At 71.8% G+C, this 16,378-nt stretch carries 9 protein-coding genes; 2 read left to right on the top strand and 7 right to left on the bottom strand.

What is annotated here, in order from left to right; all coding sequences use genetic code 11:
• Window positions 1–15: 15 nt before the first annotated feature.
• From sigM to K8U61_RS08350, 4 genes are read right to left on the bottom strand one after another with little or no spacing between them, the layout of a single operon-like run.
• Window positions 16–705 (bottom strand): RNA polymerase sigma factor SigM, encoded by a 690-nt coding sequence (sigM, locus tag K8U61_RS08365; protein ID WP_224122543.1) that lies wholly within the window; start codon window positions 703–705, stop codon window positions 16–18.
• Window positions 702–2,561 carry a protein kinase family protein gene (locus tag K8U61_RS08360; RefSeq protein WP_224122542.1) on the bottom strand — a complete coding sequence of 620 codons (1,860 nt, stop codon included), beginning with the start codon at window positions 2,559–2,561 and terminating at the stop codon, window positions 702–704. Before K8U61_RS08360 ends, sigM begins: the two co-directional genes overlap by 4 nt.
• Before the next feature lie 51 nt (window positions 2,562–2,612).
• Window positions 2,613–4,295: a murein biosynthesis integral membrane protein MurJ gene (murJ, locus tag K8U61_RS08355; protein WP_224122541.1), complete on the bottom strand. Its 1,683-nt coding sequence runs from the start codon at window positions 4,293–4,295 to the stop codon at window positions 2,613–2,615.
• A complete protein-coding gene (locus K8U61_RS08350; protein ID WP_224122540.1) occupies window positions 4,292–6,463 on the bottom strand; it encodes a DUF6049 family protein in 2,172 nt (723 codons plus the stop codon). The genes murJ and K8U61_RS08350 overlap by 4 nt, the downstream gene beginning before the upstream one ends.
• A 70-nt stretch (window positions 6,464–6,533) precedes the next feature.
• On the opposite strand from K8U61_RS08350, the gene K8U61_RS08345 reads away from it, so the two are divergent.
• Window positions 6,534–7,982 (top strand): CCA tRNA nucleotidyltransferase, encoded by a 1,449-nt coding sequence (locus K8U61_RS08345; RefSeq protein WP_372454211.1) that lies wholly within the window; start codon window positions 6,534–6,536, stop codon window positions 7,980–7,982.
• Here K8U61_RS08345 and K8U61_RS08340 read toward each other — a convergent pair.
• The 3 genes from K8U61_RS08340 to K8U61_RS08330 form a co-directional block, all read right to left on the bottom strand.
• Window positions 7,976–11,893: a PKD domain-containing protein gene (locus K8U61_RS08340; protein WP_224122539.1), complete on the bottom strand. Its 3,918-nt coding sequence runs from the start codon at window positions 11,891–11,893 to the stop codon at window positions 7,976–7,978. The genes K8U61_RS08345 and K8U61_RS08340 overlap by 7 nt on opposite strands.
• A 226-nt stretch (window positions 11,894–12,119) precedes the next feature.
• Window positions 12,120–13,205: an inositol-3-phosphate synthase gene (locus tag K8U61_RS08335; RefSeq protein ID WP_224122538.1), complete on the bottom strand. Its 1,086-nt coding sequence runs from the start codon at window positions 13,203–13,205 to the stop codon at window positions 12,120–12,122.
• 29 nt (window positions 13,206–13,234) lie between these two features.
• Window positions 13,235–13,855, bottom strand: coding sequence for a PadR family transcriptional regulator (locus K8U61_RS08330; protein WP_224122537.1), 621 nt, complete (start codon window positions 13,853–13,855; stop codon window positions 13,235–13,237).
• Window positions 13,856–14,019: 164 nt separating this feature from the next.
• Here K8U61_RS08330 and K8U61_RS08325 point away from each other — a divergent pair, with 164 nt between their 5' ends.
• Window positions 14,020–16,371 carry a transglycosylase domain-containing protein gene (locus K8U61_RS08325; RefSeq protein WP_224122536.1) on the top strand — a complete coding sequence of 784 codons (2,352 nt, stop codon included), beginning with the start codon at window positions 14,020–14,022 and terminating at the stop codon, window positions 16,369–16,371.
• Window positions 16,372–16,378: the final 7 nt, after the last annotated feature.

The raw sequence follows: 16,378 nt of genomic DNA, 5'->3' as shown, positions 1-16,378 counted from the left end.
CGGCGCGGACGGCGCTCAGCCGGCGGTCGGGGGTCCGCGTGGTGCGTCCGGTGATTCGACGGACCGCGCCGGTGGCGGGTTCCCCGTCGGCGTGTGGGCCTGCTCACCGGCGGCGTCGAGAAGGGGTCGGAGCAGCTCCGCGAGCCGGCTGCGGCCGCGGGAGCAGCGCGACTTCACGGTGCCGACGGCGCAGTCGAGGATCGCGGCGGCCTCGGCGACGGGGTAGCCCTCCATGTCGACGAGGACCAGGGCGGCGCGCTGGTCCTCGGGGAGCCGGCGGAGCGCGGCGAGGACCGCCGTACGCCGCTCCGCGCGGACCGATGCCTCGGCGGGGTCGCCCTCGGTCGGGGCCGCGGACACCAGGGACCCGCGCTCGGCGTGGTCCTCGAGGTCGTCGGGGAGCGGGTCGGTCCGGCGCACCTTCGCCGCGCGGAGCCGGTCGAGGCAGGCGTTGACGACCACCCGGTGGAGCCAGGTGCTGACCGCGGCGTCCCCGCGGAAGGTGGCCGCGCGTCGGTAGCCGGCGACCAGGCCGTCCTGGAGCCCGTCGGCGGCGTCCTCGCGGTTGCCCATCGTGCGCAGGGCGACCGCCCAGAGCCGGTCGCGGTGCCGGCGGACCAGCTCGGCGTAGGCGTCCGGGTCGCCCTCGACGTGGGCGCGCAGGAGGTCGTGGTCGTCGCGCGGGTCGGTGGCCGCGGCGCTCATCCGTCGACCGTGACGTCGGCGATCTGGCCCCGGAAGCCGCCGGGCACCTGCGGGAGGCTGGTCAGCCAGATCACGACGTAGCGGCCCTCGGGAGCGTCGTCGAGGTCGACGGTCGTGCGGGGCTCGGAGGCCGTCGCCTGCGCGGCCGGGGTGAGACCGGCGACATCGGCGGGCTGCTCGTCGGTGACGTAGATCGAGAACGCCGTCGGCGAGCCGATCACCGTCACGTCGACGCTGCGGACGGTGTGGGTGCCGTGCAGGTCGAGGACCAGGCCGACGCCGGTCTTGAGGCCGCCCGGGCCGAAGTTCTGCGTGTAGGTGTTGGTGCGCCACGCGGTCGCCGGCTTGCCGTCGACGGCGAGTCCGGCGAGCTCGGGGTTCTCCTCGGGCGGGTCGCCCTGGGGATCGAGGTCCGTGGCGGTGACGCCGCTGATCGGACCGGCGGCGGCCGTCGTCGGCGTCCGGCCGGTGGGGGAGGACGACGGGTCGTCGTCGGACTTGGTGCCGAGCGGGCCGCGGCCCCGGCCGAGGTTGAAGGCCACCACCACGGCCACCAGCAGGAGCAGGCAGGCGAGGATCGCGCCCGCGACCCGCAGCGAGCTGCGCCCCGGGACCGGCTCGGGCTCGTCGTCCTCGTCGAACACCCGGACCCCGGTGCCCGTGCCGCCGGCCCCGGTGTCCGCCCACGGCCAGTACTCGTCGCGGCCGGCGGCCACCGGCCGCGGGTGGCGGGGCGTGCGGGCCGGGCCGCCGTCGCTGGGCGCGGGCGCGAACAGCGGGCGCTCGGGCGGGTCCTCGAAGGGGGGCGGCGGCGGCGGAGGCTCGCCGGGAGCGGTCAGCCACGACACGTCGTCGTTGTCGTCGTCGAAGATCGGCAGGCCGGCCTCGGTGGGCAGCTCCGTGGACGTGGGCTCCGGCTGCGGCTCCTGATGCGGCTCCTGATGCGGCTCCGGCTGCGGCTCGGGGTCGGGGTCCGGGTCGGGCTCGGGTACGGCGGCACGCACCGGCGGGTCGGTCATCGCGGGCAGGCTCACGGTCTCGGTGCCACGGTGCCCGGCGGCGGCCTCGGCGGCGGCCAGCCCGGTCGGGTCGCCGACGAAGGCGCACAGGTAGTCGCAGATGCCCTGGGCGGTGGCCACGTCGTGGACCTCGCGCAGCCGGGTGCCGCTGGCGTAGGGGTTGACCACCTCGTCGCACAGCGCGTCGAGCGGGCGCGGGATGCCCGCCCGCACCTGGCGGGGGCGCAGCACGCGGCCGCCGTCCTGCGGTGCGGCGGGTACGGCGGACTCCGAGCGGCCCGGCCACTTGCCGGTCAGCGCGCTGTAGAGCAGCCCGCCGAGGTCGGCGACGTCGGTGGAGACCCGCCCCGGCGGCAGGCCGTGCAGGGCGGCGTCGACCGCGAAGCCGATGATCCGGACCCCGCCGGTGTGGTCGACCAGGACGTTCTCGGGGACCAGCCGGCCGTGGGCGATGCCCGCCTCGTGACCGACGGCGATGGTGGCCGCGACCTCCGAGACGATCCAGGCGGCCCGGCGCGGGTCGAGCGCGCCGTCGGCGAGCATGATGTCGAGCGAGTCGCCCGCACCCCACTCGTTGACCACGAAGCAGAGCCCGTCGGCGCGGTCGGCGTCGAGCACGCGCAGCAGCCGGCGGTCCGGGACGGTGGCCGACCGCCGGGCCGCCTCGAGCAGCGCCTCCGCGCGCTCGTCGTCCTCGGCGATGACGTGCAGGGCGACGTGCCGCTCGAGGACCCGGTCGTGGGCTCGCCAGAACCGGCCGTTCCCGCTCTCGGTGAGCAGGTCGACCAGTCGGTACCGTCCGGCGAGCACGTCGCCAGGCCGGATGGCGCTCGGCACGCAGCTCCCCTCGTCGACTCCGGTGGTCCCGGGGCCATCGTAGGGCCGTGGTCAGGGTCGGGAGAGGACCGGGAGGCGGCGTGTGAAGGCCTCGACCATCGAGGTCACCTCACGGATCCGCAGCACCCGGGCCATCGCCACCAGCACGACCAGCTCGACGAGACCCGCGACGGCGAGGCGGACGAGGGCCAGCCAGAGCGCGTCGTCCACGCTCGGGGTGCCGATCGCGGTCGTCGCCAGGGCGACCGCGCCGGTCGCGACCGCGCCGGCGACCAGCAGCCGGACCACGAACCGGACCAGCCGCGGGGTGCGGAGGCCGCCGAGGGCGCCGCGGAGCACGCCGTAGGAGATCGCGGCGCCGACGAGGTACGACGCCGTGTAGGCGATCACCAGGGCCGGTGCGGTGTCCGCGGCGTCGACGTGGTGGACGATCAGGAGGGCGGCGACGATGTTGGTGGCGGCCACGGCGCACTGGATCCAGAAGACCGTGCGGGTGCGCTCGAGGGAGTAGAAGCCGCGCAGCATCAGGTAGTGGACGGTGAAGAAGACCAGACCGACGCCGAAGAGCGCGAGCGTCGGCGCGTAGGCGTCGAAGTCGTTCTTCGCCGCGCCCCAGCCCCAGATCAGGTGCGAGGCGTCCATCGCGACGAACGGCAGCAGGAGGGCCACCGGAACGACGACCGCGAGGGCGCTGCGGAGGGTCTCCGACAGCGACAGGCTCACGCCGTCGAGGTCCCCGCGCTCGGCCCGCCGCGAGAGCCGCGGCAGGATCGCGGTCGCCAGCGACACCGTGATCACCGAGTGGGGGACCATGATGATGAGGAAGGCCTGCGAGTAGACCGTGTAGCCGGTGCCGTCCCCGCCCGAGGCCGTGCCGGTCGTCGCCAGGCGGACCACCACGGTGTAGGCGACCTGGTTCACCACGACGAAGAGGACGGTCCAGACGCCGAGCCGCAGCGTGTGGGCGAGCCCCGTGTGCCGGAAGTCGAAGCGCGGCCGGTAGCGGTAGCCGGACGCGCTCAGGTAGGGCACCAGGATCACGAACTGCGCGACGATGCCGGCGGTCGCGCCGAGGCCGAGCAGGAGCTCCTGGCCGGACGTGAACGGGCCCGTCAGCTCGGCGCCCTTCGCCGGACCGAAGACGACGAGGTAGATCACCAGCACGCCGACGGAGATGACGTTGTTGGCGATCGGCGCCCACATCATCGGGCCGAAGCGGTTGCGGGCGTTGAGGATCTGCCCGACCAGCACGAACATGCCGTAGAAGAAGACCTGCGGCAGGCAGAACCGCGCGAAGTCGATGATCGAGTCGCGCTGGTCGGCGAGGTTCGGGTCGTCGTACTTGCTGCTCAGGAAGAGGTCCATCACCCACGGCGCCGCGACGACCAGCAGCACCGTGACGCTGCCGAGGAAGAGCACGGCGAGCGTGATGATCCGGCTGGTGTAGGCCTCGCCGCCGTCGGCGTCGCGCTTGGCCGACCGCACCAGCTGCGGCACCAGGACGGCGTTGACCACGCCGCCGGCCAGCAGGATGTAGAGCATGTTCGGGATCGTGTTGGCGACGTTGAACAGGTCGGCGTGGAGCGAGGCGCCGAGCGCGGCGGCCAGGAGCGCCGAGCGGACGAAGCCGCTGAGTCGCGAGAAGACCGTGCCGACCGCCATGACGGCGGTGTTGGCGAGGACCCGGTCGTTCCCGGCGTTCCCCGCGTTCCCCGCGGGGGCGTCCGTGGTCATGCCCGCCTCGCCGTCCGGACCCGGCGCACCAGCCGCACCAGGATCGCGCCGAAGAGGAGGGCGATGCCGGTGCCGAGGATCAGCCAGATCACGTTGCTGACCCGGTTGGACCGGATCGGCAGGTCGTCGTAGGAGTTGAGGTTGGTGCCGTCGGAGTCGGTCAGCAGCAGCGTGACGTTGCGGATGCCGATCGCCGAGGAGGACGCGTTGAGCAGCACGCTGGTGCGCTGGCCGGCCCCGATCTCGACGGGGTCGCTCGGGACCGAGACCCGCAACGGAGGTTCGGCGAGGGCGTCGAGGCGGACGGTCACCGGTTGGTCGAGGTCGTTGGTCAGCGTGGCCGAGAAGCGGCCGCTGCCGCTGGAGAGGATGACCGCCTTCGGGGCGTCGACGTGCACCGACTGGAGGCGCTCCTGGATCCAGGCGCGCGACTGGATCGCCGAGCTGCGCGCGGCGTAGGGCCGCAGCCGCGAGGTGTAGGACACGTCGGTGAGCGACTCGTCGCGGACGGCCGAGGCGACCTGGTCGTTGAGGGTGAGCAGGTTCTGGAGGGTCTCGCCGCTGCGAGCGAGCTCGGTCGAGGCCTGGAAGTCGCCGGCGTCGAGCTCCAGGCGTGACTGGTTCTCGGGGTAGTGCAGCTGGCTGACGTCGATCGTGCGGCCGGGCCGCTGGGAGATCGAGTCGACCGTGGTCAGGTGCAGCCACGGTACGTCGAGGCCGGCCCAGAAGTCGGTCGGCGAGCTGGTCTTGAAGCTGCTGGGGAAGACGACCACCAGCGGCTTGCGCGACGTCAGCAGGCGTACGGCGGCCTCGCTGAGCAGGCGCTGCCGGATCGCGGTCGGCGCGAGGCGGTCGTCGGGGCCGGGGCCGCCGCTGATCGCCGCCGACGACGCGACCACCATGGTGCGACCCGCGGAGCGGGTCACCGTCGAGGCCGAGCCGCGGAACATCCGGTCGGTGACCACGGCGGTCGTGTCCGGGTCGATCATCCGCAGGCCGTCGGCGCTGAGGTAGCCGGTCGGGGACGAGACCGCGGGCGCCATCGGCAGGCCCCATGGGGACAGGGTGGTGCCGGAACGGTCCCGGGCCGTGCGGTAGGTGCGCGGGGAGTGGGTCGCCGCGCCGGCGACGTCGACGTCGCCGTACGGCAGGGCGAGGATCTCCGAGCCCTCGAGCCCGGAGTGCAGCCGCTCGAGCCAGGCCGACCCCGCGGTGGCGGCCTCCTCCTCGGCCGGGTCGACGTCGCCGAGGTCGGTGGCGCCCTCGCTCGGGCTGGGCGAGGCGGAGGCGTCGTCGCTCGACCCGTCGCTCGGGTCCTCGCTCTCGTCGCCGCTGCCGCTGTCACCGTCGCCGTTCGCGTCGACGGTGGGGTCGAGCGAGCGGGCCGGGTTGCCGGCGGTCAGCGCGCGGACGGCGTCGGGTACGGCGGGGTCCAGCAGCCAGGTGATCGGCCGGTCGCCGGCCGCCGTGCCGAACTCGACGATGCTGCTGAGCTGGCCGCCGCGGTCGAGGCTGTGCGCCCAGCCGGACACCTCGGCGATGCTGCCGTCGGACTCGTGGCGGATCGCCCGCCGGACGGGCAGGACGAGGGCGGTGTCGACCGTCTTCTGGGTGTTGCCCACCAGCGGCATGAACGTGCGGGCCCGTCCGTCGGCGATCGTGTCGCGGCCGGCGTCGTCCTGGCCGAGCGCGTGCACGCCGAACCAGTAGACGCCCTCGGCACTGACGCCGATCTGGCTGCGCGGCACCGCGATCGAGTAGGGGACGGTGTCGCCCGGGGCGAGCTCGTCGATGGTGTCGTACGGCAGCCCGCCCGGCTTGCTGATCCGCAGTCCGACCTGCTGCTCGGGGTCCACCTCGGCGGCCGCGGCGAGCTCGGCGGCGGAGGTCATCGGGGTGTCGGAGACGAACGGGTAGACGTTGATCGTGGTCCACGTCTGGTCGTCGTTGTTGGTGATCTCGCCGGTGATCCGGACCTTGCCCTTCTTCGGCAGGACCGAGGGGGCGAGGGTGTCGATGCTGACCCCCAGCGGCTCCTGGTCGGCGGCGCGTGAGGCCCGCGGCGCGGCTGCGTCCGCGGGGGTGGGCGGGGTGACTCCGACCAGCGCGGCCGTCCCCAGCGCGACCGCCGCCACGAGGGCAGGCAGCAGCGACAGAGGGCGGAGCACTCCGCGACTCTACTGGGGCGGGCTGTGCGGAATCGGGCCCCGTGCCGTCGCGCTACTAAACTGCTGGCCCGTGCCCGAAGCCCCACCCCCGCCGCTGCAGATCGCGGACGTCCAGCGCCACGTCGCCGAGGAGCTCGACCGGATCGCCCCGGTGATCGACGAGCTCGGCCGGCGCTTCACCGACGGCGGCCACGAGCTCGCGCTGGTGGGCGGTCCGGTGCGCGACGCGATGCTCGGTCGGCAGCACAACGACCTCGACTTCACGACCTCCGCGCGCCCCGAGGAGACCGAGGCGATGCTCAAGGGCTGGGCCGACGCGGTCTGGGACGTCGGGCGCGCGTTCGGGACGATCGGCTGCCGCAAGGGCGACTGGCAGGTCGAGATCACGACGTACCGCTCGGAGTCCTACGACCCGGACTCCCGCAAGCCGGACGTCGACTTCGGCGACACCCTCGCGGGCGATCTCGGACGTCGTGACTTCACCGTCAACGCGATGGCGGTGCGGGTGCCCGGCCGCGAGTTCGAGGACCCGTACGGCGGGGTCGTGGACCTCGCCCACCGGGTGCTGCGCACCCCCGGCCGGCCTGAGGACTCCTTCTCCGACGACCCGCTGCGGATGATGCGGGCGGCGCGCTTCGCCGCGCAGCTCGGCTTCACCGTGGACCCGGCCGTGGTCGAGGCGATGACCGCGATGGCGAGCCGGATCGAGATCATCTCCGCGGAGCGGGTGCGCGACGAGCTGGTCAAGCTCATCTGCGCGCCCTACCCGCGCCTGGGCCTGCGGCTGCTGGTCGACACCGGGCTCGCCGAGCTGGTGCTGCCCGAGCTGCCGGCGCTCGCGCTGGAGCGCGACGAGCACCACCGTCACAAGGACGTCTACGAGCACACCCTCACCGTGCTGGAGCAGGCGATCGACCTGGAGGCCGAGCGGCTCGAGGTCCCCGACTTCGTGGCCCGCTTCGCGGCGCTCATGCACGACGTCGGCAAGCCGCGCACCCGGCGCTTCCTCGACGACGGGTCGGTGACCTTCCACCACCACGACGTCGTCGGCGCCAAGATGACCCGCAAGCGGATGAAGGCGCTGCGCTTCTCCAACGACGACACTGACGCGGTCAGCAAGCTCGTCGAGCTGCACCTGCGCTTCCACGGCTACGGCACCGGCGAGTGGACCGACTCCGCCGTCCGCCGCTACGTGCGCGACGCCGGCGACCAGCTCGAGCGGCTGCACGTGCTGACCCGCGCCGACTGCACGACCCGCAACCAGCGCAAGGCCGACCGACTGCGGCGCACCTACGACGACCTCGAGGCGCGCATCGCGCGGCTGCGCGAGCAGGAGGAGCTGGACTCGCTCCGGCCCGACCTGGACGGCAACCAGATCATGGAGATCCTCGGGATCGGGCCCGGCCGCGAGGTCGGCCAGGCCTACGCCCACCTCCTCGACCTGCGGATGGAGCACGGGCCGATGAGCGAGGAGGACGCCAGGGACGCCCTCCTCGCCTGGGCGGCCCAGCGTCAGTAGCGGAACCCCTCGACGTAGGCCTGCTTCTTCTTCACGATCAGCGTCAGCGTGTGCGCGCCGGCGCCGAGGCCGGTGAGCTTGCGGCGGAAGGTGAAGTGCGGCTTCGCGTGCTTGCCGTGGAAGCTGACGGTGCCCGCCTGCTTCCCGTCGACGAAGAGCTTGGCCAGGCCGCCCTTGGTGCCGTGGCCGACCAGCAGGTCGAGCGACGGGCCGGTGAAGGAGACGGTCAGCTTGTCCTTGCCCTTCGCCTTCCCGAGGTTGTCGCAGTAGCTGCCGCCCGGTGCTCTCGTGCTCTTCACGGTGCGCCAGCTGCCGTGCTTCGCGACCTTGTGGGACTGGCAGGCGACCGTGGTCGGTGTCGGGTCGGTGGGCTGGCCGGTGACGGTCACGGTGACGTGGTCGGTGTCGGTGAGGCCCTCCGGGTCGGTGACCAGCAGCGTCACGTCGTACGTGCCGGGCTCGGTGAACTCGTGCCGGACCCCGGGTCCGGAGGCGTCCTTGGTCGAGCCGCCGTCGCCGAGGTCCCAGCTGTAGTCGAGGTCGTCGGGCGACTCGGCGTCGGTGCTGCCGGCGCCGTCGAAGGTGATCGGCTGGCTGGTCGTGGCGGTCTTCCGGGAGGCGGTGGCCCGGGCGACGGGCGCGGTGTTCTCCGGCGCCGTCACCGGCGTGTAGCCGTAGTCGAAGTCGCCGCAGCCGTCGGCCATCGTGAACTTCACCGAGCCGGTGAGGTCGCCGTCGGAGGTGGCCGGGCCGTCGCTGTTGCCGCTCATCGACAGCACCTGGAAGCCGAGGCAGTCGTAGCCGAACTCCCAGTTGCCCGACGCCGAGGTCGGGTCGGTGTAGTTGTCGACGTGCGGTGACGCCTTTGCGTCGGAGTACGTCGACCGCCCGGCCGCCGCGGTGAAGGCGGCGTCGTTCAGGTCGGGGGTGTCGCTGCCGACCTCGGGCGTGGAGTCGAGCGGGGACTGGGCCGGCGGGTCGTCCGTGCCGGCGTTGCCGTAGCCGTGCGCCTCATCGGTGTAGGCCAGGTAGAGACCGGGCTCCCAGCCGATCGGGTCGCGGTCGATCTCGCCGTGGCCGTCGAGGTCGAAGCCCGACCGGTCGCGCATCTCGAGGTAGTAGCCGTGGTCGAAGGACGCCTCGTCGCCGGCGTTCACGAACTGCCAGCCCTTCGTGCAGTCGCCGCCCGGGTTGTCGGCCTGGCAGCCGCCGTTGAAGATCCGCGGGTCGTCCGGGCCGCCGTCGTTCTCCAGGTCGGTGTCGAGCAGCACCTGGTCGCCGCTCGGCGTGGTCGCGGTGACCTTCAGGTCGTCGATGAACCAGCCGGGCCGGGCCAGGCCCGGGTCGGTCGAGTAGCTGAAGCGCAGCACCGGCACGTCGGCGCCGACCAGGTCGGAGATGTCGAAGCTGTCGGCGATGAAGGAGGAGTCGGGGTAGTTGCCGAGCGTCCGGTCGAGCTGGACGGTGGCGGGGTCGGTGTAGGACGAGCTCGACCCGGTGATGCCGTTGCTGTAGGTGCCCTGGCAGGCGTTCTGGTTGGCGTTGGTGGTGCTCGTCGTCGGGGTGTCGCGCAGCGACTCGTGCGAGGTGAAGGTCTTGCCGCCGTCGGTCGAGGTCAGCACGTAGCCGTAGTCGTAGTCCCACTCGATGTCGAAGAGCGACGTGAACTCGAGCTTCACCGTGGAGCCCGCGGGCAGGTCGGCGATGCCGGGGATGGCGACGTCGAGGTTGTGCCCACCGCCGTCGGCGGCACACCCGAAGTCGTTGCCGGACCCGGAGAACCACGCGTGCGTCTTGCTGGCCTTGTCGCCGGTGTCGAACTTCGCCGGGTCGAGGAGCTGGCGGCCGTGCAGGCGCGCGACGTACATCTCCGAGTTGTGCACGACGCCGTCCGCACCGTTCTTCAGGGTGTACGGCGTGCCGTCGGGTCGCTGCCAGTGGATGGTGCCGGTGTCCTGCTTGGAGTCGGTCCAGTCGGACACGGTCTTCGTGGTGCCGGGCTGGAGCACCTCGGGCACCACCCAGCCGAGCTCCTGGCGGGAGAAGGCGTCCATGTCCTGCGACTTGTCGGTCGCCATCAGGTTCCAGTCGCCGTAGGTCTCGCGGCTGCCCAGCGAGTAGAAGTCCGGCAGCCCGAGCGAGTGGCCGTACTCGTGCGAGATCACGCTCGCCTTGTCGATGGCGGTCTCGGGGTTGAGGTTGTAGGGCCCGACGCGGACGAAGACCTTGAGCGCGTCACCCATGTCGGTGGTCGTCATGTCGTCGTACGACGTGTCGGTGTACCAGAGCGGCCGGCCCTCGAGGTCCTTGAGCTGGTCGTCGGTGGTGAAGCCGGGCAGGCCGGTGACCGGGTCGGAGTAGGAGTACTCCAGCGAGGAGCTGTGCGGCCAGATGTTGTCGTAGGGCAGCGCGTCCTGCGGGTCGTCGGTGCAGACGCCGAGCTGGGAGGCGCCGTTGCCGCCGCAGCCGGCGAAGACGCCCATGAAGAAGTCGACGACGCCGTCCTTGTCGGTGTCGTAGTCGGAGTAGTCGATCTCCGGGTCGGCGAGCGCCGCGGCGTCGGCGACGATCTTGCCGGTCGGCCCGCAGCCGCTGTCGATCTGCATCAGCGCCGCGACGCCGGTCAGCGAGCCGACCACCGCGGAGCCCGCGCCGTCGGAGCCGTAGTAGGCCGTGGTGCCGGGCAGGTTGTAGACGCCGTTGGTGATCCGCTCCGGGTAGAGCGCGGTGCCCTCCACGTCGACCGGGGAGTCGGCGTAGGTGACGCCGGTGCAGGTGCTCACGGTCGTCGGGTCGGTCGTGGTGAAGGGGAAGCCGGGCGCGTAGTCGAAGTCGGCGGTCGCGATCCCGGCCGACGGCACGGTGCCGTGCGGGAAGAGCTGGCCGAGCGACATCTCCTGGTAGAGGTTGTACGTCGAGCCCGCGACCGCCGGGTCGTTGATCTTCTGCTCGAGCGCCTCGCCGGAGTGGTCGGCGAGGTAGGAGCGGTCGGTGTACTGGATCGGGACGACGGGGAACGGCCGGTCGCCGTACCGCGCGGTGTCGTAGGACTCGCTCGGCGGGATCACCTTCGGGCCGTGGCTCACCACGGTGCTGCTCACGCCGGGTGCGGCGAGCGTCGCGGTCGTCGACAGGTCGCGCCAGACGACGGTCGGCTCCTGGCTCGTGGTCTCCGCGGTGCTCTCGAGGACGAGGGTGGCGGTGCCGGGCGTGGTGCCGGTGGCGGCGGGCACGGTCGGGATCGTCCAGGTGATCGTGTCGGCGGTGACGGGGTGCGTGCCCGGGCCGCTGGCTCCGGTGAAGCGGGTGCCGGTCGGGGCCGTGACCGTGACCGTGGCGCCGGTGACCGGAGCGGCGTCGGAGTTGCGGACGATGATCCGCGACGGGTAGACCTCGCCCGGCTTCACCCAGCCGACCGAGGACACGAAGCTGTCCTCGACGGTGAGCCCCGCGTCGGCGGCCGCGAGCTCGACGGCCTGCGCGCCGGCGTCGTCGATCGCGTCGCCCTGGTAGCTGACGTCGACCGCGCGGACGGCGAGCTGGTCCGTCGTACGGGCGAGGTGCGTGCTGACCGCACCGGGCACCGACGTCGAGAAGGTGCCGTCGTCGGCGGCGGTGACGGCCTGGGTGCCGAGCACCCGTCCGGTCGCGTCGGAGACGGCGAGCGTGAGGTCGGCCGGGACGCCGCGGCCCTGGGCGTCGGCGACGGTCCCGGCGACGGTGAAGCGCGCGCCGCGGAGGACGGTCGCGTCCTGGCCGTCGAAGGCGACCGCGAGCGCGGGCTGCTGCAGGTGGGTCGGGGCCGTGGCGATCTGCGACGCGGCGTGGGTGGCGGGTGCCGCGGCGAGGACGGCGCTGGTGAGCGCGGTCGTGATGCCGGCGGCGAGGACGGGGCGGAGGGGCAGGCTCATGGCGGGCGCACTCTCGGACAGGGGTCGCTGCGTGGCGACGCGGTGCCACCTCAACGACCGTCGAACGGCAGGGTGACGAGGTGGTTACCCCCGGTCTGCACCGGACAATTCGTGTCCGTGATCCGGTCTGGACCGCACGTTCCCGTCGCGAGACGCGCAACGGCCCCCGGGACCAGGTCCCGGGGGCCGTTGACGCGTGCCAGAGCAGGTGCTCAGAGCAGGGAGGTCACTCCTCGCCCTTGATGAACGCCTCGACGCGGGCGCGGCCCTCGTCGTCGGGGAGCTGCACCGGCGGGGACTTCATGAGGTACGACGAGGCCGAGATGATCGGGCCGCCGATGCCGCGGTCCTTGGCGATCTTCGCGGCGCGCAGGGCGTCGATGATGATGCCGGCCGAGTTGGGGGAGTCCCAGACCTCGAGCTTGTACTCGAGGTTCAGCGGGGCGTCACCGAAGGCGCGGCCCTCGAGGCGGACGTAGGCCCACTTGCGGTCGTCGAGCCACTCGACGTGGTCGGACGGGCCGATGTGGACGTTCTTGTCGTGGACCTTGCCGGCGAGCTCGCCCTGCAGGTTGGAGGTCACGGCCTGGGTCTTCGAGACCTTCTTGGACTCCAGGCGCTCGCGCTCGAGCATGTTCTTGAAGTCCATGTTGCCGCCGACGTTGAGCTGGTAGGTGCGGTCCAGCGTGACGCCGCGGTCCTCGAACAGCTTCGCCATCACGCGGTGGGTGATGGTCGCGCCGACCTGCGACTTGATGTCGTCACCGACGATCGGGACGCCGGCGTCCTCGAACTTCTTGGCCCAGACCGGGTCGGAGGCGATGAAGACGGGGAGGGCGTTGACGAAGGCCACGCCGGCGTCGATCGCGCACTGCGCGTAGAACTTGTCGGCCTCCTCGGAGCCCACCGGGAGGTAGGACACCATCACGTCGACCTGGCGCTCGCGCAGGATCGACACGACGTCGACCGGCTCGGCGCCGGACTCGTCGATGGTCTGGCGGTAGTACTTGCCGAGACCGTCGAGGGTCGGGCCGCGCTGGACCTCGACGCCCAGGGTCGGGACGTCGGCGATCTTGATCGTGTTGTTCTGCGAGGCGTTGATCGCCTCGGAGAGGTCCTTGCCGACCTTGAGGTCGTCGACGTCGAACGCCGCGACGAACTCGACGTCGGCGACGTGGTAGTCACCGAAGGTGACGTGCATCAGACCCGGGACGGTGCCCGTCGGGTCGGCGTCCTTGTAGTACTCGACGCCCTGCACGAGGGAGCTGGCGCAGTTGCCGACTCCGACGATTGCTACTCGAACCGAACCCATCGGGTTTCCTTTCCTGGTCACTTCTGATGTCACAGCTTGGGGTCGCCCGCGGGGGTCGCGGACGGCCGGGTCACAGGCGCCTCGGGCGCCGGGGTCTCACGCTCACCGTTGCGCTCGGCGTTGATCAGCTCGGAGAGCCACCGCACCTCGCGCTCGACCGACTCGACGCCGTGGCGCTGGAGCTCGGCCGCGTAGCGGTCGACCTCCTTCTGCGTCATGGCCAGCTGGCTCTGCACCCGGTCGAGGCGCTCCTGGAGACGGGTACGGCGCCCCTCGAGCACCCGCAGCCGGATCTCCATGTCGGTCGAGGAGAAGAAGGCGAACCGGATGTCGAAGTTGTCGTCCTCCCACGCGGTGGGGCCGACCTCCGACATGAGGCGCTCGAACTCCCGCGTGCCGGCCTCGGTGACCTGGTAGGTGATCCGGGGCCGCTTCGACACGGGGGTGCCGGGCGTCTTCGTGGTCATCGTCTCCTCGATCAGCGAGGCGCGGAGCATCTTCTTCAGGGTCGGGTAGAGCGACCCGTAGGAGAGCACCCGGCCCCAGCCGAGCATGAGGTTGAGCCGCTTGCGCAGCTCGTAGCCGTGCATGGGTCCCTCGTGCAGCAGTCCGAGGACTGCGAGCTCGATGGTCTCCGCACGACGTGCCATGCGACCTATCGTAGCGATATATCCGCGCGTTGCGAACACCGGACCTGTCGCGCGCGTGGCGAAGCGCACCCGTGCGGCGTCTTGGGGGCCCGTGGAGCCTCCCCGTACGCTGACGGACGGTCCACGACCGATCTCAGACCCCGACTTCCCCGGAGCTCCACGACGTGACTGGCAAGCGCCGGGCCGCAGGCCCCGCCCAGACGAAGGCGCAGACGACGGCGCCGCAGACCAAGCCGTCCGCCACGGGCACGAAGCGACCCCGCACCCGCAAGCAGAAGGTCTGGCGGGTCGCGCGGTGGTTCCTCCTCGCCGGCCTGGTCGGGGTGCTCGTCATCGTCGGCGGCTTCGTCTACCTCTACCAGACGACGGACATCCCGGACCCGAACGCCGAGTTCGAGACCCAGACGTCCTTCGTCTACTACTCCGACGGCAAGACCGAGGCCGGCAGCTACGCGATCCAGAACCGCGAGACGATCCCGATCGCGGACATGCCGCAGAACCTCCAGGACGCCGTCGTCGCCGCGGAGAACCGCTCCTTCTGGACCGACAAGGGCATCGACCCCAAGGGCATCATCCGCGCGGCCTTCAGCAACGCGTCGGGCAACTCGACCCAGGGCGCGTCCACGATCACCCAGCAGTACGTCAAGATCCTCTACCTGACCCAGGAGCGCTCCTACCAGCGCAAGATCAAGGAAGCCATCCTGTCGCTGAAGCTCCAGCGCACGATGAGCAAGACCGAGATCCTCGAGGGCTACCTCAACACCATCTACTTCGGTCGCGGCGCGTACGGCGTGCAGGCGGCCGCCCAGGCCTACTTCGACGAGGACGCCAAGGACCTCGACCTGCGCCAGTCGGCCGTGCTGGCCAGCGTGCTCAACAACCCGACGCGCTTCGACCCCAGCAACGGCAAGGACTCGCGCGAGGCGCTCAAGGAGCGCTACGACTATGTCCTCAGCGGGATGGCGACGGCGGGCAACATCACCTCCGACGAGGCGACCCGCGCCGAGCGGCGCCTGCCCCGCTTCCCCAAGATCCCCGCCGACAGCCGGCTGGGCGGCCAGAAGGGCTTCATGCTCTCGATGGTCCGCAACGAGCTCAACGGCCTCGGCTTCAAGGACGAGCAGATCGACGGCGGCGGCCTGCGGATCACCACCACCTTCACCCGCAAGGCGATGGCCGCGGCGGCGCAGGGCGTGTCCGAGGTCCGGCCCGACATGGGCAAGCAGAACAAGGACCTCCACGTCGCGGTGGCCAGCGTCGAGCCCGGCACCGGCGCGCTGCGCGGCTTCTACGCCGGCCAGGACTACCTCGACTCGCAGATCAACTGGGCGGTGACCGGTGGGGCGCCCGGCTCGACCTTCAAGGCGTTCGCGGTCGCGGCCGGCCTCGACGAGGGCTTCTCGCTCAAGGACACCTTCGACGGCAACTCGCCCTACTACTACAACGGCGAGGGCACCGGCGACGCCGTGCGCAACGAGGGCACCGGGTACGACGGGATGGGCACCGACTACGGCACCGTCAGCCTGCTGACGGCGACCGAGGAGTCGATCAACACCGCGTTCGCGGACCTGACCATGTCGATGGACGACGGCCCGGAGAAGATCCTCGACACCGCCGAGGCGCTCGGCATCCCCCGCTGGGACAAGTCGAAGAGCGGCTACAACAACATCGACAACAGCCCGGGCCTCGAGCCGGTGTCCGGCATCGCGCTCGGCTCGGCGACGATCGCCCCGGTCAACATGGCCAACGCCTACGCCAGCATCGCCAACGGCGGCAAGGCGGCCCCGTTGCACGTGGTCGACAAGGTCGTGGACAAGGACGGCACGGTCCTCTACCAGCGCAAGCAGCGCACCGACGACGCGATCAAGGAGGACGTCGCGGCGGACACGTCGTACGCCCTCCAGAACGTGGTCGAGAACGGCACCGGATCCGCCGCGCAGGCGCTGGGTCGACCGGCCGCCGGCAAGACCGGTACGGCGACCAACGGCAACGACCAGGTCTCCTCCTCGTGGTTCGTCGGCTACACGCCGCAGCTCGCGACCGCGGTCATGTACGTGCGCGGCAAGGGCAACGAGCAGCTCGACGGGTGGCTGCCCGACTACAACGGGCAGGCCGGCTACTTCGGTGCCAACTACCCGACCCGCACCTGGACCGCGGTCATGCAGCAGGACATGGAGGGCGTCCCGGAGGAGGACTTCCCGGAGCCGGCCAACCTCGACGGCGAGGCGCCGAGCGAGGGCCACGAGCCCTACACGCCCCCGCCGAGCCCGACGAAGAAGCCGACGAATACGCCGAGCGAGACCCCGTCGGACACCCCGAGCGACACCCCGACCGAGAGCACGTCCCCGTCCGACACCGCCTCGCCGAGCGACAGCCCGACCTGCGGCGTCCTCGGCTGCGACAGCCCCTCCGACACGGCCTCGCCGTCCCAGGGCGCCAGCAACGGCGCCGGGGCTGGCACGGGTCGGAGCGGCGGTCAGGGCACCCGGGAGCGTCGCGGCCGCCGGCGCGGCTGAGGTTGAG

Origin of the sequence: Nocardioides mangrovi (assembly GCF_020073815.1) — a bacterium.
GTDB classification, from domain to species: Bacteria; Actinomycetota; Actinomycetes; order Propionibacteriales; family Nocardioidaceae; genus Nocardioides; species Nocardioides mangrovi.
The sequence above is the reverse complement of the archived record's forward strand: the minus strand, read 5'-3'. Positions and strand labels throughout refer to the sequence as shown.

Bases quoted from the DNA above. Each gene is read 5' to 3' on its own strand.
- sigM (WP_224122543.1), bottom strand. From the start codon at position 705: ATGAGCGCCGCGGCCACCGACCCGCGCGACGACCACGACCTCCTGCGC.
- K8U61_RS08330 (WP_224122537.1), bottom strand. From the start codon at position 13,855: ATGGCACGTCGTGCGGAGACCATCGAGCTCGCAGTCCTCGGACTGCTG.
- K8U61_RS08340 (WP_224122539.1), bottom strand. From the start codon at position 11,893: ATGAGCCTGCCCCTCCGCCCCGTCCTCGCCGCCGGCATCACGACCGCG.
- murJ (WP_224122541.1), bottom strand. From the start codon at position 4,295: ATGACCACGGACGCCCCCGCGGGGAACGCGGGGAACGCCGGGAACGAC.
- K8U61_RS08335 (WP_224122538.1), bottom strand. From the start codon at position 13,205: ATGGGTTCGGTTCGAGTAGCAATCGTCGGAGTCGGCAACTGCGCCAGC.